We start from the raw sequence: 21,648 nt of genomic DNA, 5'->3' as shown, positions 1-21,648 counted from the left end.
ACCGTACGCGGCCTTGCCGTGGGGGGTGCGGGTCAGCCGCCACGACTGGATCGGCCGCGCGTCCGCAAGGTGGTGCCCCTGGCTCGGTCATGGGATAGCTTCACGCGGTGGAGCGCAGGACGCACGCGTGGAAGATCGAGCAGCGGGAGTACGACAGGCAGGAGTCGCGCCGGGGGCGTCGGCACGCTTTCACGACGCTGGTGCCCGAGCACACAGCGCTGGTGGTGGTCGACATGGTGCCGTTCTTCGTGCGGGAGAGCGAGTACGCCTTCGGCATCGTGCCGAACATCGCGCGGCTCGCCGACGTCCTGCGGCTGGCGGGCGGCACCGTGGCCTGGGTGCTGCCCGGCACGGTCGAGCCGTCGCCGGTCAGCCGGGAGTTCTTCGGCCCGGAAGTCGCCATGATGTTCTCGCGTAGCGGCGGCGAGGGGCCGCTGCGGTCCCGGTTGTGGCATGAGTTCGAGGTCGACGACGCCGACCTGCTGGTCGAGAAAACGGCAACGAGTGCCTTCTTCCCGGGCTTTTCCCCGCTACCGGCGCTGCTCACGGACCGCGGCGTCGACACGGTGCTGATCAGTGGGACCGTGACCAACGTGTGCTGCGAGTCGTCGGCGCGTGATGCCAGCACCCTCGGCTACCGGGTCATCATGGTCGCGGACGCGAACGCGGCCCGTCGCGACGAGGACCACAACGCGACCCTCCACACGATTTACCGTACCTTCGGTGACGTCCGCTCGACCGACGACGTGGTGACGCTGATTCTCGAAAGACCGGGTCACCGCCCTTGAACAAGTCCGGCATGGTGCAGGAGCAGGGTCGGGTTTGAGCAGGAGTTCGGGTGGGTGTCGAACGTAGGATGCTTGGGTGATCTTCGGGCGCCGATCGGAACTTGAGGAACTGTCGGCCCTGGTCGGCGGCGCGGCGGCCGGTGAGGGCGGGGCGCTCGTCCTGCGCGGCGAGGCCGGAATCGGCAAGTCGGCGCTGCTGGACCACACCGCCCGCGACGCGGCCGGGCGGGGCATCAGGGTGCTCGGCACCGCCGGTATCCAGGCAGAGGTGCACATTCCGTACGCGGCTCTGCATCGCGTGCTGCGCGGTGCGCCGGACCTGGCCGACGTGGCCCTGGCGGTCCTGGGCTCGCCGGGCACGTTGCCGTTCCGCGCGGCGACCATCCTGCTCGACGCGGTCGCCGCCGCCGACGCCCCGACGTTGATCACCGTCGAGGACCTGCAGTGGCTGGACGAGAGCAGCTGGGAGGCACTGGCGTTCGTCGCCCGCCGGCTCGGCGCGGAGCGGGCCGCGATGCTGCTCACCGCGCGCGACGGCGGCGACATCGACCGGAGACTGACCCGCTCGGGCCTGCCGGAGACGCGGTTGCGGCCGTTGGACCACGACGACTCGCGTGCCCTGCTGGACCGGGTGGCGCCGCAGCTCACGCCCACCCTGCGCATACGGGTGCTCGACGTCGCGAAGGGCAATCCGCTGGGGCTGGTGGAGCTGGGCGAGGCGGCTTCCCGCTCCGGCAACGTCGCGCTCCTACCGACCTCGGTGCCGCTCAGCGAGCGGCTGGAGCGGACCTTCTCCGGCCTCGTGGCCGAACTGCCGGCGGTCACCCGGTCGGTGCTGCTGGTGGCGGCCGTGGACGACGGCGACGACCTGGACGAGGTGCTGAGCGCCTGTCGCCTCCTGGAGGCCGGAACGGTCGGGCAGGAGGACATCGACCCGGCGGTGGCGACCCGGCTGGTGCAGGTGGACGACCGGTTCCGGCTGCGGTTCCGGCATCCGCTGCTGCGTTCCGCGCTCTACCAGTCGGCCACCGCCGGGCAACGCCGACGCGTGCACGCCGCGCTGGCCGAGGTGCTGTCCGGCGATCCCGAGCGCAGCGTCTGGCATCGGGCCGCCGCGGCGAGCGGGCCGGACGAGGAACTGGCCCGGCAACTGACCGAGGTCGCCACGCGGGCCCAGCACCGGCAGGCTCCCGGGATCGCGCTGGCCGCTTTCGAGCAGGCCGCCCGGCTCAGTGAGAATCCCGCCGCGCGCGGCCACCGGCTGCTGGGCGCGGTGGACATGGCGTCCGAGCAGGGGGACGCCCCGGCGACCGGTCGCCTGCTGGCGGAAATTCGCCCGCATGAGCTTTCCCCGGGCGACCGGGTCGCGTACGAACTGCTGCTCGAGGCGAACCACGCCACCCACTGGTCCGGCGCCGAGCGGCTCATGCGCTTCGCGGAGGCGATCGAGGGGCTGGCCACGGTCGATGATGCCGAGAAGGCGGTACGGCTGCTGGACGCCATCGCCCTGCGTACCCTCTATTCCGACCCGGACCCGGACGCCGTCGCGCGCCTGGTCGCGGCGATCGACCGGGTGATGGCGGTATCGGACAACCCACAGCTGACCGCCTCCCTGGCGATGATCGCGCCGGTCCTCCACGGCCGGGAGTCCCTCCAGCGGTTGCGGGAGATCCTCCTACGGGGTGGCACCGATCCGTACACCACGCACCAGCTCGGGCTGGGCGCCGGCGCGATCGGCGACTCCCCGATGGCGTGCGACTTCCACGCCATCGCCGAGGTCGGTCTTCGGGAGCAGGGCCGCCTCGGTGTGCTCTACCGGGCCCAGATCTGCCGTGCGATGGTCGCGACGCGCCTCGGTGACGCGCAGACCGCGATGGCGCTGTTGCCGGAGGCGGAGGCGCTCGTGCTGGAGATCGGAACGCCGAACTGGGTGCCGACCGCATGGGCGGCCGCGGGATCGGCGCACGCGCTGCGGGGCGAGTTGGCCGCCGCCGAGGAGCGGGCCGCCGCGGCGGAGGCCATGCTGCTGTCGTACGGGCGCAATCCCCTGCTCGCCGGGGTGCGGCAGGTCCGCGGGATGGCCGCGTTCGCCGGTGGGCGGGCCGAGGAGGCGTTCGGAGAGTTCCGCCGGATCTTCGACCCCTCGGACGACTCCTACCACCCGGTGACCGGTTATTCGCTGGTGGGATACCTTGCCGAGGCGGCGGCCGGATGCGGCGCCATCGGGGAGCTGCGGCGGCTGGTCGACGAGTTGACGCCGGTCGCGGAGATGAGCCACTCCCCCGCGTTGCTGATCGGTCTGGGGTACGCGCGCGCGGTGCTGGCCGACACCGCCGAGGCGTACGAGAAGGCGGTCGGCGAGGAGCTGGACGGGTGGCCGTTCGAGCTGGCGCGCCGTCAGCACGCGTACGGCGTCTGGCTGCGCCGGCGGCGGCGCCCGGCCGAGTCCCGGCCGTTGCTGCGTGCCGCCGCGGCGACGTTCGACGCCCTCGGCGCGACCGCCTGGGCCGAGCGGTCCCGGGCCGAGCTGCGCGCCTCCGGTGAATCGCTGCGCCGGCCCACCGAGACCGCGGCCGTCCTGACGCCGCAGGAGACGCAGATAGCGCGCCTGGCAGCCGAAGGGCGCAGCAACCGCGAGATCGCCGAGCGGCTGTTCCTGTCGCCCCGCACGGTCACCACCCACCTGTCCCGGATCTACCCGAAGCTGGGCATCCGGTCGCGCTCGGAGCTGTCCCGGGCACTGCGGATTACATAGTTCTACGTACGCGAGCACCCCCCGCCCGTCCGTAGCGTCGGTTTCGAGGACGACGGACAAGGAGGGGCCGGATGCCGCTGGGACAACGGCTTCGCGAGCTGCGGCGCGCCGCCGGCATGACCATGGAGCAGCTGGCGGAGGCGTCCGGGGTCAGTACCCGGGCGATCAGCGACGTGGAACGGGGGCAGATCCGGGCGCCGCAGCCGCGTACGCTCGCCGCCCTCTCCACCGCCCTCGGCGTGATCGACGAGGAGCACCGCCGGTTGGAGGACGCCGCCCGCGCGTTGCGGATGCACACCGCCGCCGCGCGGACGCACCTGTGCGAGCCGCCCCGAGCCGTCACCGACTTCGTGGGCCGGAAACCGGAGCTGGAGGTGGTGCGCCGGCACGCCGCGGCGGACACACGGGGCGGCCCGATGCCGGTCGTACTGGTGCACGGGCAGGCGGGACTCGGGAAGACCGCCTTCGCCGTACGGGCAGCCGAGCTGCTCCGGGAAAGCTTCCCCGGCGGGTGTCTCTACCTGGACCTGCGCGGTGTCGACCCGGTGCCGCCGTCGGCCGGCGAGATCGCGGCGCAACTGCTCCGGGCGCTGCGGGTGAGCCCGCGCAGGATCGCCGACTCGGACGAGGATCGGTGCAGCCAGCTACGCGCGACGCTGCGCGACCGGCGGTGCCTGCTGGCGCTGGACAACGCGGCCGACGAGACACAGGTACGCCCGCTGCTGCCCGGCGCGGGCGCCAATTTCGTCCTGCTGACCAGCCGGCGCGTGCTCGGCGGGCTGGAGGGTGTGCTGCGGGTGGGCCTGTCCCCGCTGGCCCCGAACGAGTCCGCCGCGCTGCTGATCGCGATCGCCGGGCAGGCCGGGCAACCAGCGGCCGCCGCCGACGTGGAGGCGGTGTCGCGACTCTGCGGGCATCTGCCGTTGGCGTTGCGGATCGCCGGCACCCGGCTGGCCAACCGTTCCGGATGGACGATCCGGCACCTGGTGGAACGGCTCGCCGTCGCCGACCGGCGGCTGGCCGCCCTGCGCGTCGGCGACCTCAGCGTGGCCGCGGCGTTCGCCCTGTCGCACGCGCAGCTCTCCGGGGCGGGACGGACCCTGTTCCGGCGGCTGGCGCACGTGCCGGGTGTCGACTTCGCCGCCCCGATCGCGGCCGTGCTGGCCGACTGCGACCCGTACGACGCCGCGGACCTGCTGGACGAGCTGGTGGAGCTGGGCCTGCTGCAGCCCGTGAGCGCCGACCGATACCGGTTCCACGACCTGCTGCGGCTGTTCGCGGACGAGCGGCTACGGGCCGAGGAACCGGCCGGTACGCGGGCGGCCACCCGTACCCGGATGGCGCGCTGGTTGCTGGAGACGACCATCGTGGCGGGCCGCTGGTTCGAGCCCGCCTACGGCTCGCTGCCGGACGGCTGGGACGGTCCGGTTCCGCTCGCCACGCTGGAGGAGGCGGGCGAGTGGCTGCGTACCGAGGCGGGGAACTGGCTCGGTGCGCTGCGGATCGTGGCCGAGGCCGGCGAACACCGGCTGGTCGTGGACGTCGCCGAGGCGCTGCGCTGGTTCTCCGACACGATGGCCCTCTGGCCCCACTGGCACGAGGTGTACGGGCTGTCCCGCGCCGCCGCCCGACTGTTGTGAAGGCGACCGGAAGTTCTGCAGGTCGTCCTGCCTGGTCCGGCGCGTACGGCGTTGGTTGCATCTTCGGTACGGCCACATCAGGCCGTACGGATGAAAGGTCTTTCCTGCCGATGTCTCTTCCCGTTTCCCGGCGGACCGTGCTGGCCGGCGCCGCCGCCGTGAGCGCCGCGGTCGCTGTCGGCGGCTCGCCCGCCATGGCGACCGGCACAGGGCCGAAGCCCACGATCGTGCTGGTACACGGCGCGTTCGCCGACGCCACCGGCTGGTCCGAGGTGATCAACCGGTTGACCCGCGACGGCTACACCGCGATCGCCGCGCCGAACCCGCTGCGCGGCGTGGCCTCCGACTCCGCCTACCTGGCCGCCTTCCTCGCCACCCTGACCGGCCCGATCGTGCTGGCCGCCCACTCCTACGGTGGCGTGGTGATCACCAATGCCGCGACCGGCAACCCGAACGTCAGGGCGCTGGTCTACGTGGCCGCGTTCGCACCGGACACCGGCGACACCGTGTACGGCCTGCAGACCCGCTTCCCGGGCACCCAACTCGACGAGGCCGCACTGGACTTCCGCCCCTACGCGCTGCCGAACGGCGCACACGGCGTCGACGGGTACGTGAAGCGGTCCGCGTTCCGCCACGTCTTCGCCGGTGACCTGTCGCCGTCCGCCGCCGACCTGCTCTGGGCCACCCAGCGCCCCGGCGACACCACCACCCTCGAGGAGCCGTCCGGCGCCCCGGCCTGGAAGACGATCCCGTCGTACTACCTCGTCGCCCGCGACGACAACCTGATCCCGGCCGCCGCGCAGCGATTCATGGCCAGGCGCGCCCGCGCACACACCGTCGAGGTCAGGGCCTCGCACGTCGCCATGATCTCCCAGCCCCGTACGACCGCCGACCTGATCGGAAAGGCCGCCCGATGAGCTTCGTGACCACCTCCGACGGGACCCGGATCTTCTACAAGGACTGGGGCACGGGACGCCCCGTCGTGCTCAGCCACGGCTGGCCGCTGAACTCCGACAGTTGGGAGGCGCAGCAACTGTTCCTGGCCGAGAACGGCTTCCGGGTCATCGCGCACGACCGGCGCGGCCACGGCCGGTCGACCCAGACCTGGCACGGCAACGAGATGGACACGTACGCCGACGACCTGGCCGCCCTGATCGAGCAGCTGGACCTGCGCGAGGTGACCCTGGTCGGCTTCTCCACCGGCGGGGGCGAGATCACCCGGTACATCGGCCGGCACGGCACCTCCCGGGTGGCGCAGGCGGTGCTGGTCTCGGCGGTGCCACCGCTGATGGTCCGCCGCGACGACAACCCGGACGGCGTGCCGATCGAGGTGTTCGACGGCCTCCGGGCGGGGTCGTTGGCGGACCGTTCGCAGCTCTACCGGGACCTCGCCGACGGGCCGTTCTTCGGCCACAACCGCGACGGTGTGGAGGTCTCCGAGGGGATCCGGCGGGCGTTCTGGCTGCAGTCGATGGCGTCCGGGCACCGCAACGCGTACGAGTCGATCGCCGCCTTCTCGGCCACCGACTTCCGTGGCGACCTGGCGACGTTCGACGTGCCGACCCTCGTCGTGCACGGAGACGACGACCAGGTCGTCCCGTTGGCGGTCGGCGGCCGGGCCTCGGCTGCCCTGGTCAAGGGCGCGGAGCTGATCGTCTACCCGGGTGCGCCCCACGGCATCACCGACACCCACAAGGAGCAGCTCGGCAACGACCTGCTCACCTTCCTGAAGGGGTACGAGGCATGAGCACGATCGTCCTGATCCACGGGCTCTGGGTCACCCCTCGAAGCTGGGAGCAGTGGATCCCGTACTACCAGGCCAAGGGACACACGGTGTTGGCGCCGGCGTACCCGGGATTCGAGGTCGAGGTGGAGGCGCTGCGTGCGGACCCGACGCCGATCGCCGAGCTGACCGTTCCGGAGACGCTTGCGCACCTCGAGAAAATCATCACGGGGCTGCCGGAGAAGCCGATCCTGATCGGCCACTCGTTCGGCGGCGCGCTGACCCAGCTACTGCTCGACCGGGGACACGGCGCGGCCGGCGTGGTGATCGACTCGGCGCCACCGGAGGGCATCCGGGTCACCCCGCCGTCGCAGCTCAAGTCGCTCTTCCCGATCTTGAACAACCCGGCAAAGCGGCACCAGGCCGCCGGGTTCACCCCCGAGCAGTTCCACTACGCGTTCACCAACACGCTGCCCGAGGACGCGGCCCGCGATGCGTACGACCGGTACGCGATCCCGGCTCCGGGCAGCTGGGTCTGGGCCTACGGCCTGATCGCCAACTTCAAGCCCGGCAAACAGGAGACCTGGGTCAACTTCCACAACAGCGAGCGTGCGCCGCTGCTGTTCGTCGCCGGCGGTAAGGACCACATCATGCCGCCGTCGGTGAACAGGTCCAACGCCGACCACTACCGGGCGCCGGGCACGGTCACCGATTACCACGAGTTCCCGGAGCGGTCGCACTGGACCTGCGCCGAGCCGGGCTGGGAGACGGTGGCCGACTACGCCCTCGACTGGGCACTGCGGCACGCCCGGCAGTAGCCGGGGCCGGATACCGACATCCGCGCGTTCCCGGTGGCCGGCAGGGCAGGACACCGGCCACCGGGAACCCCCGTCAGCCTGTTGGTCCGGCTCCGTCCAGGAAGGACATACGCAAAGGCGTACCGTACGATCTTCAGCGCGGCCGGAGATGCGCGACGACCGCATCCTGGCCCAGTGTCACCGCCGCTCCGAGCGTCCGCTGTCATTCGCGTCAACCTGGGCAGCACCCCCGAACACGCACTCGATGAAGGAACCCATGCTGCTGTTCCGAAGCGCCAGCGACCCCCGGTTCGGCCCCGACCCCTCCTTTGACGCGGCGCTCGACGATCACGAACTCGCCGCGGCGCGCGACGCGGCGGCGGCAGGCGACTGGCAACCCGCCCGGGAAGTGGTCAGGGCCTCCCACGGTGACTGGGAACGCCGGGTGCACCGGGTCGAGGTGCTCGGCGAGTTCGCTGCCGAGGATCCCGACTGGCTACGGTCATGGCTGGCAGCCGAGCCCTCCGGCGCCGAAGCCGCGGTCGTCCACGCCAAAGCGGAAGTCTGTCGGGCCTGGAACGCCCGAGGAGGTGCCTGGGCGAGTCAGACCTCCGCTGACGCGTTTCGTGCCTTCGCTCGCATCCTGAACGACGCCGAGCAGGCGATCGACCGCGCCGTCCACGTCGCCGTCGACGACCCGTCGCCGTGGATCACGTACCTCTGGCTCACGATCGGCCGAGGCGAGCCCTGGGCACTGTTCGAACAGCGGTGGACCGAGTTGGTCGCCCGTGACCCGCACAACTACCTGGCCCACGAGGCGAGATTCCAGCGCAGCTGCCTGAAATGGGCTGGTAGCCACGAGCTGATGTACGACTTCTGCTACCGCGCCGCCGCCGCCGCGCCGCCCGGCTCACCACTGGCTGTCCTGCCGCTGCAGGCGCATTTCGAGTGGGAACTCAAGGAAACCGCACTCAACCCGACCGCGGGCGCCCTGAAGGCCACCGCGATGTGGGCCGGTGAGCAGGTCCGCAGGGACATCGACACCGCAGTACACCAGTGGCTCGCCCCCGGCCAGCCGAGCCACGCCCTCGCGCTGAAAGCCCGGTCGGTGCTCGCCAGGGCGATGACGAAGGCCCGGCGTCACGCCGAGGCGGCCGAACACTTCACGGCAATCGGACCGTACGTCAGCGAATACCCCTGGTACTACGAGAACCGCGGGGCCGAGAGAGCCTTCCTGGAGGCTCGCAAGCAGGCCGTCCGAGCCGCGCGTTGACACGGGGCCTCCACGCACTCGAGGACTTCGCCGGCCGGCTCCTGCGCGATGTGGCCCGCCTCGACCCTTGCGCGGCGGTCGAGGTCGGCGAGCAGGAGATCGACGGACTCACCGACTACAGCCCGGACGGCCATCAGGCGCGCGCCGATCTCGCCGCCCGCGCCCTGGGCGAGCTTGAGAACCTGCCCGCGACGAGCCCGCTGCACGCTCACCTCGGCGAACGGATGCGCACCCGCATCGCCTTCCACGATGCCGGGGAGGACCTGCGCGAACTTCATGCGGCGGCCACCGGCCCGCTCCAGCTCATCCGCCAGTCCGTCGAGGCCGCGGTGCCCGGCCGCGACGCCGGGGGCGCGGCCTACGAGGACGGCTGGGCCCGTGTCGGCGCGCGCCAGGCCGCGATCCCCGCAACCCTGGACGGGTACGCCCGCAGCCTCCTGCTCGCCGCCGGGCGCGGTCACCTGCCGACCCGGCGTCAAGTGGAGCTCGTGACTCAGCGCTGCCGCAATTGGATCGACGATGACATCGCCCTGGTGGAGCGCTACGGCGATGGGCGGCAGCGGGCGTCGTTGCAGGCAGCGGCGCAGGGCGCGCGGGAGGCGTACCGGAGACTGGCCGCGCTGCTGACCGCGGACCTGGCACCGCGGGCGCGCGACGAGGAGGCTTTCGGGCCGCAGCGGTACGCACTCTGGGTGCGGACCTTCCTCGCTTCCGAGCCGGATCTGCGCGAACTCTACGACTGGGGCTGGGACGAGTTCACCGCGATCGAGGCGGAACTGGTCGCGGAGGCGAAGGCCCTGGGCGGGACCGTGCCCGCGGTGCTCGACCGGCTCGACAGCCCCGACGCGCCGGGCACCCTGCACAGCCGGGCCGAGTTCGGTGGGTGGCTGCAGGAGCTGCTGGAGGCCACCACCGAGCAACTGCACGGCGTGCACTTCGACATCCCCGAGCCGCTGCGGCGCATCGAGTCCCGGGTGACCGTGTCGGGCGGCACCGCCTACACCGGGCCGTCGCAGGACCTGACCCGGCCGGGCCGCGTCGGGTGGTTCCTCCCCGAGGACCAGACGAGCTTTCCCACCTGGTACGCCTACAGCACCGCGTACCACGAGGGGGTTCCCGGCCACCATCTCCAGATGGGCTACGAGGCCTGCCGGGGCGGCCTCGGGCAGCGGCTGGGCCTGCTCGGCGGGCTCTCCGGCTGCCGAGAGGGCTGGGCCCTGTACGCCGAGCGGTTCATGGACGAGCTCGGGCTCTACCAGCAGCCGGGTGCACGACTGGGGTACCTGTTCATGCGGTTGCTGCGGGCGGCGCGGGTCGTGCTCGACATCGGCCTGCACCTGCGGCTGCCGGTGCCGTCCGGTGGCGGCGCGTTGTGGACCCCGGATGCCGCCCTGCGTCTGCTGCGCAACCGCTGCCATCAAGGGCCGTACGCGTCCGTGGAGCTGGCGCGTTATCTGGGCAGGCCAGGGCAGGCGCTGGCCTACAAGGTAGGTGAGCGGGTGTGGCTGGACGGCCGCTCATCCTTCCGCGGCGACCGGCGAGCATTCCACCGTCGGGCGCTGGAACTCGGCTCGCTGGGACTGGACCAGTTGCGGGGGCGCTGACCGGATAACCGCGGGTCGCGCATCCGCGGCGGTCGAGCAGGCCGGGCATCCTGCTCTGTTGCGACGCCCAGACACAATCGTGGTCGCTGTCGTGTCTGGGGGGAGGCGGGCGGTCCATGGAATCGGGAACCCCGAAGGCTGCCACCGTCGCGGTGGTCACCTTCGTCATCGGCGCCCTCATGACCGTGTGGGGCATCGAAGGCTATCTCGCCCACCACGGGGGAATCAGCGGACAGGTCCGGGTCAGCACGTGCGACGAGGTTGACCCGAACGAGTGGGCCTGCGACGGGACCTTCGTTTCCGACGACGGCGCTGTCCGGATCACAGGCATCGACATCATGCCGATCTACGTGGGATCCCACCCTGGTGAGGCTACGGAGCGGGCGGCGGTGAGCGGCCGAGGCGGAACCACCGCCTGGTTGGAGTCCGAGCGATTCCCCACACCGCTCGTGGTCGGCCTCGCCATGCTCGTGGTCTTCGTGGCCGCGGTGGTCGTGCTGCTGCGCACCCACAACGAAGCACGCAAGGTGGCTCGTGCGCAGGCGGCCGCCCTGGCTGAGACGGCCGCTCGGCTGTCCCTGGCGCCGGTGGTGACGATGCCGGTGATCCGGGCGGCGGACATGGACAACCGGCTGCGTACGGCCACGTCAGCGGCCGGGCCACCCCGCCCGAACCGGACCATGTGGAAGGTGGTTCTCGTCGGCTGGCTGCTACCGCTCGCCGCACTGGCCGTCGCGATGTCGGAGTACGACCGCTACAACGCCACGCAGGAGAGCCGGCTCAGCCAGACCGGGGACGGCATCGTGACCCGGGCGCCATCGGAAGACGACCGCCGTATCGGCGTCACGGTGACGGCCCCCGACGGACGCACCGCGACGGTGCGTGTGACCCCCACCGACCCCGCCGCGTATCCGGAGGGCACCCGGGTGCCGTTCCGGTACGACCCGGAGGATCCGGGGTTCGCGCTGCCGGTCGACGAGAGCCGCTTCGAGGTCCTGTGGGTGATCGAACGCGACTCCTGGAGCCAGTTCGTATTCCTGCTCGGCATCGCGCTCGGCGTGGTGTGGACCTGGCGGCTGTGCCGCTGGGCGACCGGCGCCCGGCGGCGGCCCGAGCCGGCCATCGCCCGTGCCCGGGTCGCCGCGCCCCTGGTCTGGCGCAGGGCCGGCCCCTGGGGGCTCTGGCTGGAGATCATGGATGGTCAGGGCGAACGATGGCATCAGCGGATCCTCTGGGACCACCGCCTCGTCGAGATGGTGACGGGCGGGCCGGCCGGGCTCGAGTTCCCGGTCGAGCTGCGCCGCTGCCTCGGTTTCCGGCGGATGTACCTGGTGGACGTCCCCGGCGTGGGCCGTCTCTGGCCCGGCAGCACCGCCCGGCGGACACCGCCCTTCACCTCCGAGTTCGGCCCGTTCGACCCCACCGCCGCCCGGCCGGGAGGATCCCTCACCCGCCTCGTCCTCGTCGTCGTGCTGCCGGTCGCGCTGGCCGCCGCCACCGCCGGGTACTTCGCCGACCCGACCATGGCAGTGCTGGCCGCGACCCTCCTCGTGGCGCTCTCCGTGTGGAACGGCGCCATCCCCGGCCGGGGCCTCTATTCGGCCCGCTCCCGGACGAACGCGCAGACCTGACCGGTGGAGGTGACCAGGTCGGCTCCCGGTCATGTTCGACTCGCCCCCGGACCCGCGCTCCCGCTGGCTCGACTCCCTGATCGGCCGGCCTGCTGGCTCGCGGGCCGTCAGAGCCGGAGGTTCTGCTGACCGTACGCGGACGTCGCTCCGAGCCGGGCCGCGTGGCGCAGGTGTTCGGCGAGCGCCGCGGCGGCCAGGGAGGCGGGCCGGGCCCGTGAGCCCCAGCCCAGCAGGTGGTGGCGGCGGGCCCAGGGGTCCTGGAGGTCGCAGACATCGAGCGGCTGGCCCGGGTCGACAGCGCGACGCGGTACGACGGCCAGTCCCACACCAGCGGCCACCAGGGCGATCAGGATGTTGAGGTTGGCGACGCTGGTCCGGTACCGGGGAACCGGAACCTCGGGGCCGACGTGCTTCTCGATCCAGCGTCGCAGCGAGGACTCGGCGTCCAGCCCGACGAGAGGGTGTTCGGCGACCTCACGGTAGGTCAACGCCGTTCGTCCCGCGAGAATCCCGTCGGCCTGGCCGATCACCACGAGAGAGTCGTCCCCGAGGGGTTCGGTCTCCAGGCCCCGGCCGAGCCCCTCGTCGTCGAGGACGATCCCCAGATCCGCATCGCCGTCGGCGAGCATCCGCACGATCTGCGGGGTACGGCGCTCGGAAACGGTGACGTCGACGTCGGGGTGCTCGCGGAGGAACGAGATCAGGGCCTGCGGCACGAGTCGGTGCATGGCGGAACCCCCGGCGAGCAGGACCAGCGGAGCGGTCGGAGACCGGCTGTAGCTCGCGACGGCGCTGTCCAGCCGGGCCGTCCCGGTGAGAATCTCACGGGCGTGGCGGGCCAGGGTGGCTCCCGCCGGGGTGGGCCGTACCCCCCGCCGCCCGCGGACCAGCAGCGCCACTTTCGCCTGGTGCTCCAGGGAGCGCACCCTGGCGCTGGCCGAGGGCAGGCTCAGGTGCATCCGGCGGGCGCCCGCAGTGATGGAGCCCTCCGCCACGATGTGCAGGAAGAGCCGCAGGTCGTCCAGGTCGTACCGCACCCGACCCAGCCTATGCCCCAGCCATAGGCTGAGTACGGCTACCGCGCATTGTGGGCGAGTGCTCGGGCGACGATGCTCGACGGGTGCCGGAGATCATGATCGTACTGCTGGCCGGGCTGGCCGCCGGAGCGTTGAACGCCGTCGGCGGTGGCGGCACCTTCGTGGCACTGCCCGCCCTGGTCGCGGTCGGCCTGCCACCGGTCACCGCGAACGCGGCGGCGACCGTCGCTCTCGTACCCGGCTCGGTGGCCAGCGCCTGGGTGTACCGGCGCGAGCTCACCCCGTTGGGCGCCACCTCCACGACGGCGCTCACCGCGACTAGCATGCTGGGCGGCGGGCTCGGGGCCGTCCTGCTGCTGGCGCTGCCGGGGGCGTCGTTCGACGCCGCGTTGCCGTGGCTGCTCGCGTTCGGCACGGTGGTGCTCGCGTTCGGGCGCACCATTTCCCGTGCCCTGAGTGCCGCACTGCACCGGTCGGTCACCCTGCGCCCACCCGCCGTACTGATCGGTCAGTTTCTCCTCGCGGTCTACGGCGGATACTTCGGTGGGGCCGTAGGCATACTCATGCTGGCGCTCTGGACCATCGGGCTCGGTCTGGACACCGCGATCAGCAACCCGATGCGGATCACCCAGGTCGCCGCCGTCTACCTCACCGCGACCGCGCTCTTCCTGTTCGCCTCGGACGTCCTGACCACCCCGCTTCCCCTCCTCACCATGCTGGTCGGCGCGGTGGCCGGCGGCTTCGCCGGTGCCCACCTCGCACGCCGCCTCCCCGCGCCACTGTTGCGTGGTGTGGTGCTGACCACCGCCGCGACGATGACCGTCCTCTACTTCCTGGGCGACTGATCGCCTGGTCGCCTGACCGGTCACCGGAACATTACGAGGACGCGCCGCACGCAGCGCCAGCTCGGTCCCGCCTTCCGACTGGGTCACCGCGATGCTCATCCCGCGCGCGAGCACACGCGCCTGCTCCTCGCCCATCAGACGACGGCTACCGTACGAACGGCTGCCGGCCGGGCAGCAGCCGTACCGAGCCGTCGGCGGCGAACACCCACGTGCGGGTCTCGCAGAACGGGTCGTCGAGCCGTGCCAGCAGTCGGCCGTGCATGTCGCGCGCGACCACCTGCGCCGTACCGTAGGTGGAATTCGAGGGGATTTCGGTGGAGGCATCCGCACCAACGTCGTAAACGACCAGTGAAAGAGTGGCTATCCCACCCCGGATAGTCACGTGTAGACCTTGGGGGCGGATCAAGCCCGGGCCCGGTTGAAGCGGGTGCCCCAGTGGTGGATCTGCTCAAGTAGCTCGGGTGGCTCGATGACGCGGAAGTCTGCGCCCAGCACGCCCAGTGCCATGGTCGGCCAGTCGAGGGAGTCGGTGGTCATTCGTACCCGGCAGTGCTCGGCGTCGAGCTCCTCGACCGTGCTCCACCGGCCGATGCGCTCGCGCACGGTTGCGGCCGGGGCGTCGACCAAGACCTCCACCTGGTAGGGGCGGGCCTGGTTGTCCAGGCTGTTGCGGACGAACTCGGCGGCGTCGGCGGCGGGAAGATCGCGGGGCCGGAACCGGGAGCCGGTGCCGTGTGGCGCGGTGAGGCGGTCAACCCGGAAGCTGCGCCAGTCGTGGCGGGCGAGGTCGTAGGCGACCAGGTACCAGCGGCGACCGAGGGAGACCAGTCGGTGCGGTTCGACGTGCCGGTTGGTGTGGTGGTCATCGGCGGCGGTGTAGGAGAAGCGGAGGTGTTCGCTGTCCCGGCAGGCCAGCGCTACCACGGTGAGGACGCCCGGGTCGACGCCTTGGCTGGCCGGGCCGTTCCAGCCGGCGGGCAATGTCATCGCGCCCAGCGCCTCGACCTGGCGCCGTAGCCGGGGCGGCATCACCTGCACCACCTTGGCCAGCACCCGTACCGAGGACTCGGCGAGGCCCTCCACCGCGCTCTGCGCGGCGGCCTGCAGGCCCACGGCCAGGGCGACCGCCTCCTCGTCGTCGACCACCAGCGGCGGTAGTACCGCGCCCGCGGTGAGCTGGTAGCCGCCGTCCACGCCCCGCTGCGCCTCGACCGGATAGCCCAGCTCGCGCAGCCGGTCGATGTCCCGGCGCAGGGTGCGGACCGAGATTCCCAGTCGCTCGGCCAGTTGGATGCCCGGCCAGTACCGGTGGGTCTGCAGCAGGGACAGCAGTCGCAGCGTCCGGGTGCTGGTGTTCGCCATGTCTTCGATTCTCCTGCAATTCAGGTCAGGAAGTGTCCGCAGTGCGGCCTAGCGTGGATCCCGACCGACGAACAGGACAAGCAAGGCGGAGACCATGAGCGAGACCACGATCGTCAACGAATCGGCCCGCGAGCTGGGCGACGCGCCGGCCGCCGTTGGCGAGCGCGCCGACCTGTTGGCGATGCTGGCCCACCAGCGGCACTTCCTGCGCTTCACCACCCGCGACCTCACCGACGAGCAGGCCAGGCGGCGAACCACCGCCAGCGAACTGTGCCTGGGCGGCCTGATCAAGCACGTCACCGCAGTCGAGCGCACCTGGGTGGACTTCGTCCTGGACGGACCGTCCGCGATGGGCGACTTCACCACCATGACCGAGGCCGACTGGGTCCGACGTACCGACGAGTTCCGGCTGCTACCCGGCGAGACACTGGCCGGTGTGCTCTCCGACTACGCCGAGGCGGCCCGCCGGACCGACGAACTGGTCGCCGACCTGGACGACCTGGACGCCACCCAGCCGCTGCCGAAGGCCCCGTGGTTCGAGCCCGGCGCACGGTGGTCGACCCGCCGGGTGCTGATGCACATCATCGCCGAGACCGCCCAGCACGCCGGACACGCCGACATCATCCGCGAGTCCCTGGACGGCGCCAGAAGCATGGGCTAACCAGCGGAATGGTACGGGGGCGTATCGCGCAGCGCCCCCGTAACACCACTACAACAACACCCGGCGCCGCCAGAAACGACACAGCCCCGCAACTGCCACCGAGCGACTGCTTCCGGCAGCCGGCCGCGCTGCCGTGGGTCGGGCTATCGGGTACGCCGGGCGAGCCAACCCGCCATCGCGCGGACGCCGTACCCGATGGCCCGTTCGTCCGGGTCGAAGGCGCCGAAATGCGGATAACTGGTCTCGATGGAGGCGCCGGGCGCACGGACGCCGAGGAAGGTGTACGTGCCGGGTAGCCGGTCCAGGAACAGCGCGAAGTCCTCACCGCTGAACGGAATCGCGGCGTGCAACGTCCGTACCCGGTCGCGCCCGGCTGTCTGTTGCAGGTATCGCTTCACGGCCTGGCCTTCCCGCTCGGGACAGACCATCGCGGGAAACGGGTCGTTCGGGAAGGTTACCGACGCCTGACCATCGGAGCTTGCGAGTCGGCGGATGTCCTCGCGGATGGCGACGTACCGGTCCTCCGGCCAGCATCGGTACGACAACCGCACCTCGGCTCGGCCTTCGGCTTCGGAGACCTGGGCCTGCATGAACACGAAATTGGCCAATGGCCCGTCAGGTGTCTGGACGTCGGCCACGAGCCGTTCGAGGTCCTCGGAGGTCGCAGGGCGAAAAACGGTGCTGAGCGCGCCGATCTCGGCGGCGAGCCGTCGCGCCCGCGCCGTCGCATCCCGTCCCATGAGCGTGATGACGCCACGGTCCTGGCCAGGAAGTCCGAGCCCGGGCGTGACCACGAACTGGCCGACCGGGAAAGGACCGCAGTGCATGGCATGGATCTCCGCTGGACGGACTCGGGCGAACACGCCGTCGTCGAGCATCGCGGCGGCACCGGTGAGCGACTCCTCGGCGGGTTGGAAGACGAACACCACCGTGCCCGCGAGCCGGTTGCGCAGACGCGCCAGAACCTCCGCGACACCCACGCCCACAGCCGTGTGCATGTCGTGCCCACACAGGTGAGCCGCTTGCACGCCACCCCCCACCTGATCGCTCGGCGGTACCGCGTCCATGTCCGACCGGTAAGCGACCGTCCGGCCACGACGAGCTCCGCTGAGAACTCCCACGACCCCATGGCCCCCCACACCCGTGGTGACGTCGAGGCCGGCCTCGCGAAGTCGCTGGGCCACCACCTCGGCGGTCCGCCGCTCCTGACCCGGCGTCTCCGGGTGCCGGTGGATGTCACGGCGCAACTCGATCAGGTCACGGTCCAGCCGAGACGCCACCGCATCCACCGCATCCTCGCTCACCAGCCCAGCGGCCGAGCCGTTGCCGGCGTACGCCGCGTGGGCCGAAGTCAGCCCGGCTCCCGCGACACCGACGGCGGCGCCACGAAGCACAGCGCGTCGGCTCACGATGCGACCTTCCGAACCTGACATGTGTTCCTCCAACAAGAGTGCGACTAGCTCGAGCTTGTCCTGCTCGGCGTTGGAACGCACTGACGCTGGCCCCCATCTTGACCATGCGGTCACCCCTACCAGAGATGTCCGCAGTGGCGTCCGAGGGGTCTACGGAATACTCGTGGCCCGGCTGCTCCGACCGCCGCCCGGCCCACGGTCAGTACCGCGGCGAGCAGCAACGAGGCTGTGCAGAACAGCCAACGCTCTCCGCTGGATCGCCACCGCCACGAGCAGCAGGTGCGGGAACGAGTCCACAACCAGGTAGCCCGGAAAGCCCGACATCGCGGGCGGTTCCCTGAGAATGGCGGATCAGGTCCCGATCCGGTCGATGAGCCAAGCCCGCGATAGGTGGGGTACTCCGGTGTCGCGGCGGTAAAGACCCACAGAGCCGTCATTCGGCCTCGAAGCCACCGCGTTCCCGGGCTAGGGCGAGCCACTCCAGCCAACTGACCCACTTCGAGTCGACCTGCAGGGAAGCGCGTTGTTCCGCCGGAACCTGCGCGTAAGCCGCCAATGCCTCATCGATCTCGCGTGTGGTCACCAGCCAGCGATCGTTTGACCGGAGCTTGAAGGCGGGGATGCCAGTCATGCCCGGGACGGTCTGGGACCGCCAGCGGAGGTCTGCCGCTGCTCGGTCCTGTCGCGCCTGTTCGTCGCCGGGAATGTCGGCCTGGATCGTCTCGGTTTCAGGCTTGGCTTCGTAGCCCATCCCAGTAAGCTGCATGTTCTCGTTGATGTCATGGAACTGGCGGTACGGGAACTCCGAGGGCCCACGGCTGCAGAGACGGTAGAGGTTCTCCTCGCAGTCGGGGTCATGAGCACAGGGCTGGCCCGAATCTTGGCAAGAGTCGAGTTGATAACGAGCTGCGGCAACGTCGGCCAGTTCCAGATCGATGCCCATGCCCTGAGGGTCTTGCATCATCCACTCAGGGGCAAATCGTTTTCCGAGACCGGCGACAACCGGCTCCGGTAATGAACGAGTCAGCCGGCCGAGCAGTGACGCTCAGTGTCATGAAAGGGTCGGCAACGCCACGAGGGTCGGGTTGCTACCTGGTCAGCCTCGCTCGGGCGTCCTCGGCGTCGGGGTGGTCGAGCGCGTCGAGAATCGCCAGTGCCTCCTGCCAGGCGAGCCGCGCGTCGGTCCCCCGCCCGCCGGCCTCGTGACAGTCGCCGATATGGAGGAGGATTATCGCCTCCGCGTACCGATGGCCGAGTTCACGCAGCATGGCCAACGAGCGTTGATGGCAGGCGCTGGCCTCGTCTTCGTGCCCTAGCTTGTGGTGGGCCTGGCCCAGGCTGTCCCAGGTGTACGCCTGACCGGACCGGTTGCCGACCACCTCGAACAGTGCCAACGCCTGCGTGCAACTGACCAGCGCCTGGTCGTAGTCGCCGGCGAGGTAGTGGTTCCAGCCGATGTCGTTGAGCGCCGCCGCCTCACGGTCACGGTCGTTCCCGCCCCGGAACAGCGCCAGCGCGCGGTTGATCTCGTCCGACGCCGCGGCATAGCGGCCAAGGCTGGTAAACACGGCGGCAAGACCGAGGTGGATCCCTCCCTGGCGGACGGGGTCGGGGTCGGGGCCCAGGTCGATGGCTCGCTGGTAGAGCTGGATCGCCCCGTCATGGTCACCCATCTGGTTCAGGGCGCCGCCGAGGCACGAGAAGGCGGCCCGCAGGGCAGCCGGGTCGCCGAGACGCCCGGCGGCTCGAACAGCCGTCTCCTGCAGGCTCACCCAGAGCCGGGTGAGGCCCCGCCGCCGCAGGTAGTTCTCGAGGATCGCCGCGTACGCGATGGTGTGACGGTCGAGTTCGGCGGCTTCGACCTGTCTCGCAACGGCGATGAGGTTGGCCACCTCCGCATCGAACCAGGCCAGCGCCCGCTGCTCGTCGGCCGGCTCGACGACGGACACGCCCGGCCCGGCCGGCGGTGGCTCGACCGGCGAGTGTTTGGCCTTGCCGAACTGCCGGTTCGCCGTATCGGCGCTGTGCACATGGTGGTCGATAAGGCGTCGGGTGGCGCAGTGACGGTCGTCGGCGGTGTCGAGGCGCTCGGCGAGGTCGGCGGCGTAGGCACGGAGCAGGTCGTGGAACGCGAACCGGCCCGGCCGATGCTCGCTGATGAGGTTCGCCCCGGCAAGCTCGGCCAGCAGGGGCCGGACCTGGGCGACCGGTAGCCCACAGGCACTGGCGGCGGCTGGCACGGTCAGATCAGGTCCCGGGTGCAGGCCGAGCCGCCGGAACAGAGTCGCCGTGGGTTCGCGCAACGCGGCGTACGAGCAGCCGAACACGGACCGCACATCGCTGGCCGCGTCGGTCCCGCCTAGGGCGTCGAGCGGTGTCTGGGCCTCGCGCATCTCCTCGACCAGTCCGGCCAGTGGAAGCTCGGGCCGTACCGCCGCCCGGGCCGCTGTGACCGCGAGGGCGAGCGGAAGGCGTGCGCACCGGGTGATGATCTCCGTAGCGGCGTCCGGCTCCGCCGAGAGTCGCGCAGGTCCGAGCCGGCGGGTCAGGAGGTCGTAAGCCTCGTCCGGGTCGAGCACGTCGATGGCAATCGGCTCGGCGCCGTCCAGGGCGACCAGGCCGGTGAGCTGGTCGCGGCTGGTCACCAGGACGAAGCTGCCCGAGGCGCTTGGCAACAACGGCCGGACCTGGCTGGCGTCCCGAGCGTTGTCGAGGACGATCAGCACCCGCCGGCCGGCCAGCTCGCTGCGATACTGGCTGACGAGGCCTTCCGTTGTCGCGGACAGACTCTGCGCGGGCGCGCCCAGGGCAGTCAGGAACCCACGCAGGACCTCGTCGGGCCGCGCCACCGCTCCGGTGGGATCGAAGCCCCGGAGATTGGCGTAGAGCTGGCCGTCCGGGAATCTCTCCGCCGCCGAATGAGACCAGTGCACCGCCAGGGAGGTCTTGCCCACGCCCGCCGTTCCCACAATGGTCGCCACCGCTGCCGAGGCGCCCGTCACGTCGGAGAGCAGCCCGTCCAGCTGCTTGAGCGGAAGGGCCCGACCCACGAACCGGCTCACATCGGTCGGCAGCTGACGTGGTACCCCGGCGGGTCGGACCCGGGCTGCCACGACGCTCGGCACCACGGGCTCCATGAGGTCGGGGCCGGAGGCCTGCAGCAGGACGTCGGATTCCTCGCGCGTTTCCTCGCCCGGCCCGACCACACCTGCCTGCCCCGCCGGTGTGGGGTCGCCCCCACGCCCCGTGCCGGCAATGCTCGGCGTCGTCGGCGTCTGGGTCAGTACTCGTCGGTGCGCGGCCTGCAGCGGCGCACTAGGGTCGATGCCGAGCTCCTCGGCGAGGCGGTCACGAACCGCCTGGAACGCCGACAGTGCCTCCGCCTGCCGTCCAGCGGCGCCCAGGGCGGTGATGAGGCTGGCCTGTACGGGCTCGTGGAACAGTGCCATCGACGCGGCCAACTGAAGCGGCAGGATCACCCGCTCCGGTTGCCGCAACGACACGGCCAGTTCGGTGGCCGCCGCGCATACGGTGTGGAACTCGTCGTCGAGGGCGGCCAGTACCGGAGCCGCCGAGCCATCGGCAAACCCGGCCCCTGCGTGGCCCTTCCACAGACCGAGCGCCTCGACATAACAGTCGAGCGCCAGGTCACGGGCCTGCCGCGCGAGTGCGGCCCGGGCGGCATCGACGAGTTCCCGGAACGACACGAGGTCCAGCACGTCGGGACCGGCGGTGAACACGTACGCGTTACCGTGGCGGTGCAGGTACCTTCCGGATGACCGGGCGGGCACCGCGGGTTCGAGCAACCGCCGCAGTGCCCCGATGTACTTGTGAATCACGTTGAGCGCACTGGCGGGGGCGTCTTCTGCCCAGATCAGGTCGATCAGGTCTCCCGTGCTGACCGGCTGGCCCACGCGAGCCACAAGCAGGGCCAACACGTGCGCCTGTTGTCTGGGGCCGGCGTTCAGCTCGACGCCGCCGCGCCAGAGCCGCAACGAACCAAGGATCTGTACGCGCAGCGAGCCGGCTTCGGTCCGCGGGTCATCGTTGTCATGCCGGACGGGATGCACTGGCTCAGCCACGTCTGTCGCCTCCCGGATGACCTACACACATTGTCCGC

17 protein-coding genes are annotated in these 21,648 nt (G+C 71.2%); 11 read left to right on the top strand and 6 right to left on the bottom strand.

Annotation, left to right across the window (positions count from 1 at the left end; translation table 11 throughout):
* Positions 1-107 precede the first annotated feature (107 nt).
* From ACWEFB_RS06465 to ACWEFB_RS06425, 9 genes are all read left to right on the top strand, one after another.
* Positions 108-788, top strand: coding sequence for an isochorismatase family protein (locus ACWEFB_RS06465; RefSeq protein WP_452282845.1), 681 nt, complete (start codon positions 108-110; stop codon positions 786-788).
* A 76-nt stretch (positions 789-864) separates the two neighbouring features.
* Positions 865-3,543, top strand: coding sequence for an AAA family ATPase (locus tag ACWEFB_RS06460; protein ID WP_452282843.1), 2,679 nt, complete (start codon positions 865-867; stop codon positions 3,541-3,543).
* Positions 3,544-3,614: 71 nt separating this feature from the next.
* Positions 3,615-5,183, top strand: a complete 1,569-nt coding sequence (locus ACWEFB_RS06455) for a helix-turn-helix domain-containing protein (RefSeq protein WP_452282841.1) — start codon at positions 3,615-3,617, stop codon at positions 5,181-5,183.
* Positions 5,184-5,293: 110 nt separating this feature from the next.
* Positions 5,294-6,100 (top strand): alpha/beta fold hydrolase, encoded by an 807-nt coding sequence (locus ACWEFB_RS06450; protein ID WP_452282839.1) that lies wholly within the window; start codon positions 5,294-5,296, stop codon positions 6,098-6,100.
* Positions 5,989-6,930, top strand: a complete 942-nt coding sequence (locus ACWEFB_RS06445; RefSeq protein ID WP_442792128.1) for an alpha/beta fold hydrolase — start codon at positions 5,989-5,991, stop codon at positions 6,928-6,930. Before ACWEFB_RS06450 ends, ACWEFB_RS06445 begins: the two co-directional genes overlap by 112 nt.
* Positions 6,927-7,724 carry an alpha/beta hydrolase gene (locus ACWEFB_RS06440; protein WP_452282837.1) on the top strand — a complete coding sequence of 266 codons (798 nt, stop codon included), beginning with the start codon at positions 6,927-6,929 and terminating at the stop codon, positions 7,722-7,724. The genes ACWEFB_RS06445 and ACWEFB_RS06440 overlap by 4 nt, the downstream gene beginning before the upstream one ends.
* A 148-nt stretch (positions 7,725-7,872) precedes the next feature.
* Positions 7,873-8,976 (top strand): hypothetical protein, encoded by a 1,104-nt coding sequence (locus ACWEFB_RS06435; protein WP_452282835.1) that lies wholly within the window; start codon positions 7,873-7,875, stop codon positions 8,974-8,976.
* Positions 8,973-10,580: a DUF885 domain-containing protein gene (locus ACWEFB_RS06430; protein ID WP_452282833.1), complete on the top strand. Its 1,608-nt coding sequence runs from the start codon at positions 8,973-8,975 to the stop codon at positions 10,578-10,580. Before ACWEFB_RS06435 ends, ACWEFB_RS06430 begins: the two co-directional genes overlap by 4 nt.
* A gap of 116 nt (positions 10,581-10,696) precedes the next feature.
* Positions 10,697-12,211, top strand: coding sequence for a hypothetical protein (locus ACWEFB_RS06425; protein ID WP_452282831.1), 1,515 nt, complete (start codon positions 10,697-10,699; stop codon positions 12,209-12,211).
* A gap of 107 nt (positions 12,212-12,318) precedes the next feature.
* Here the strand turns inward: ACWEFB_RS06425 and ACWEFB_RS06420 are convergent, their stop codons facing one another.
* Entirely contained in the window at positions 12,319-13,248 is a 930-nt protein-coding gene (locus ACWEFB_RS06420) for a LysR family transcriptional regulator (protein ID WP_452282829.1), read from the bottom strand.
* 83 nt (positions 13,249-13,331) lie between these two features.
* Between ACWEFB_RS06420 and ACWEFB_RS06415 the strand changes: the two genes are divergently transcribed.
* Positions 13,332-14,093: a sulfite exporter TauE/SafE family protein gene (locus tag ACWEFB_RS06415; protein WP_452282827.1), complete on the top strand. Its 762-nt coding sequence runs from the start codon at positions 13,332-13,334 to the stop codon at positions 14,091-14,093.
* Between the two features lie 145 nt (positions 14,094-14,238).
* Here ACWEFB_RS06415 and ACWEFB_RS06410 read toward each other — a convergent pair whose 3' ends face one another.
* Both ACWEFB_RS06410 and ACWEFB_RS06405 read right to left on the bottom strand, forming a co-directional pair.
* Positions 14,239-14,370: a hypothetical protein gene (locus tag ACWEFB_RS06410; protein WP_452282825.1), complete on the bottom strand. Its 132-nt coding sequence runs from the start codon at positions 14,368-14,370 to the stop codon at positions 14,239-14,241.
* A gap of 125 nt (positions 14,371-14,495) precedes the next feature.
* Positions 14,496-15,455, bottom strand: coding sequence for a helix-turn-helix transcriptional regulator (locus tag ACWEFB_RS06405; RefSeq protein WP_452282823.1), 960 nt, complete (start codon positions 15,453-15,455; stop codon positions 14,496-14,498).
* A gap of 94 nt (positions 15,456-15,549) precedes the next feature.
* On the opposite strand from ACWEFB_RS06405, the gene ACWEFB_RS06400 reads away from it, so the two are divergent.
* Entirely contained in the window at positions 15,550-16,116 is a 567-nt protein-coding gene (locus ACWEFB_RS06400; protein ID WP_452282821.1) for a DinB family protein, read from the top strand.
* Between the two features lie 143 nt (positions 16,117-16,259).
* Here the strand turns inward: ACWEFB_RS06400 and ACWEFB_RS06395 are convergent, their stop codons facing one another.
* From ACWEFB_RS06395 to ACWEFB_RS06385, 3 genes are all read right to left on the bottom strand, one after another.
* The gene (locus ACWEFB_RS06395) at positions 16,260-17,609 is read right to left on the bottom strand and encodes a M20 metallopeptidase family protein (RefSeq protein ID WP_452282819.1); all 1,350 of its coding nucleotides are present in this window, start codon (positions 17,607-17,609) and stop codon (positions 16,260-16,262) included.
* A 352-nt stretch (positions 17,610-17,961) separates the two neighbouring features.
* Complete coding sequence (locus ACWEFB_RS06390; RefSeq protein WP_452282817.1) at positions 17,962-18,471, bottom strand: hypothetical protein; 510 nt, start codon at positions 18,469-18,471, stop codon at positions 17,962-17,964.
* A gap of 145 nt (positions 18,472-18,616) precedes the next feature.
* On the bottom strand, positions 18,617-21,610 hold the full coding sequence (locus ACWEFB_RS06385) for an AfsR/SARP family transcriptional regulator (protein WP_452282815.1): 2,994 nt from the start codon (positions 21,608-21,610) through the stop codon (positions 18,617-18,619).
* Positions 21,611-21,648: the final 38 nt, after the last annotated feature.

The sequence above is a fragment of the Micromonospora sp. NPDC004704 genome (assembly GCF_053601675.1).
This window is presented reverse-complemented; position numbering and strand designations above follow the sequence as displayed.

Bases quoted from the DNA above. Each gene is read 5' to 3' on its own strand.
- ACWEFB_RS06455 (WP_452282841.1), top strand. From the start codon at position 3,615: ATGCCGCTGGGACAACGGCTTCGCGAGCTGCGGCGCGCCGCCGGCATG.
- ACWEFB_RS06440 (WP_452282837.1), top strand. From the start codon at position 6,927: ATGAGCACGATCGTCCTGATCCACGGGCTCTGGGTCACCCCTCGAAGC.
- ACWEFB_RS06390 (WP_452282817.1), bottom strand. From the start codon at position 18,471: ATGGGCATCGATCTGGAACTGGCCGACGTTGCCGCAGCTCGTTATCAA.
- ACWEFB_RS06450 (WP_452282839.1), top strand. From the start codon at position 5,294: ATGTCTCTTCCCGTTTCCCGGCGGACCGTGCTGGCCGGCGCCGCCGCC.
- ACWEFB_RS06400 (WP_452282821.1), top strand. From the start codon at position 15,550: ATGAGCGAGACCACGATCGTCAACGAATCGGCCCGCGAGCTGGGCGAC.
- ACWEFB_RS06435 (WP_452282835.1), top strand. From the start codon at position 7,873: ATGCGCGACGACCGCATCCTGGCCCAGTGTCACCGCCGCTCCGAGCGT.
- ACWEFB_RS06425 (WP_452282831.1), top strand. From the start codon at position 10,697: ATGGAATCGGGAACCCCGAAGGCTGCCACCGTCGCGGTGGTCACCTTC.
- ACWEFB_RS06405 (WP_452282823.1), bottom strand. From the start codon at position 15,455: ATGGCGAACACCAGCACCCGGACGCTGCGACTGCTGTCCCTGCTGCAG.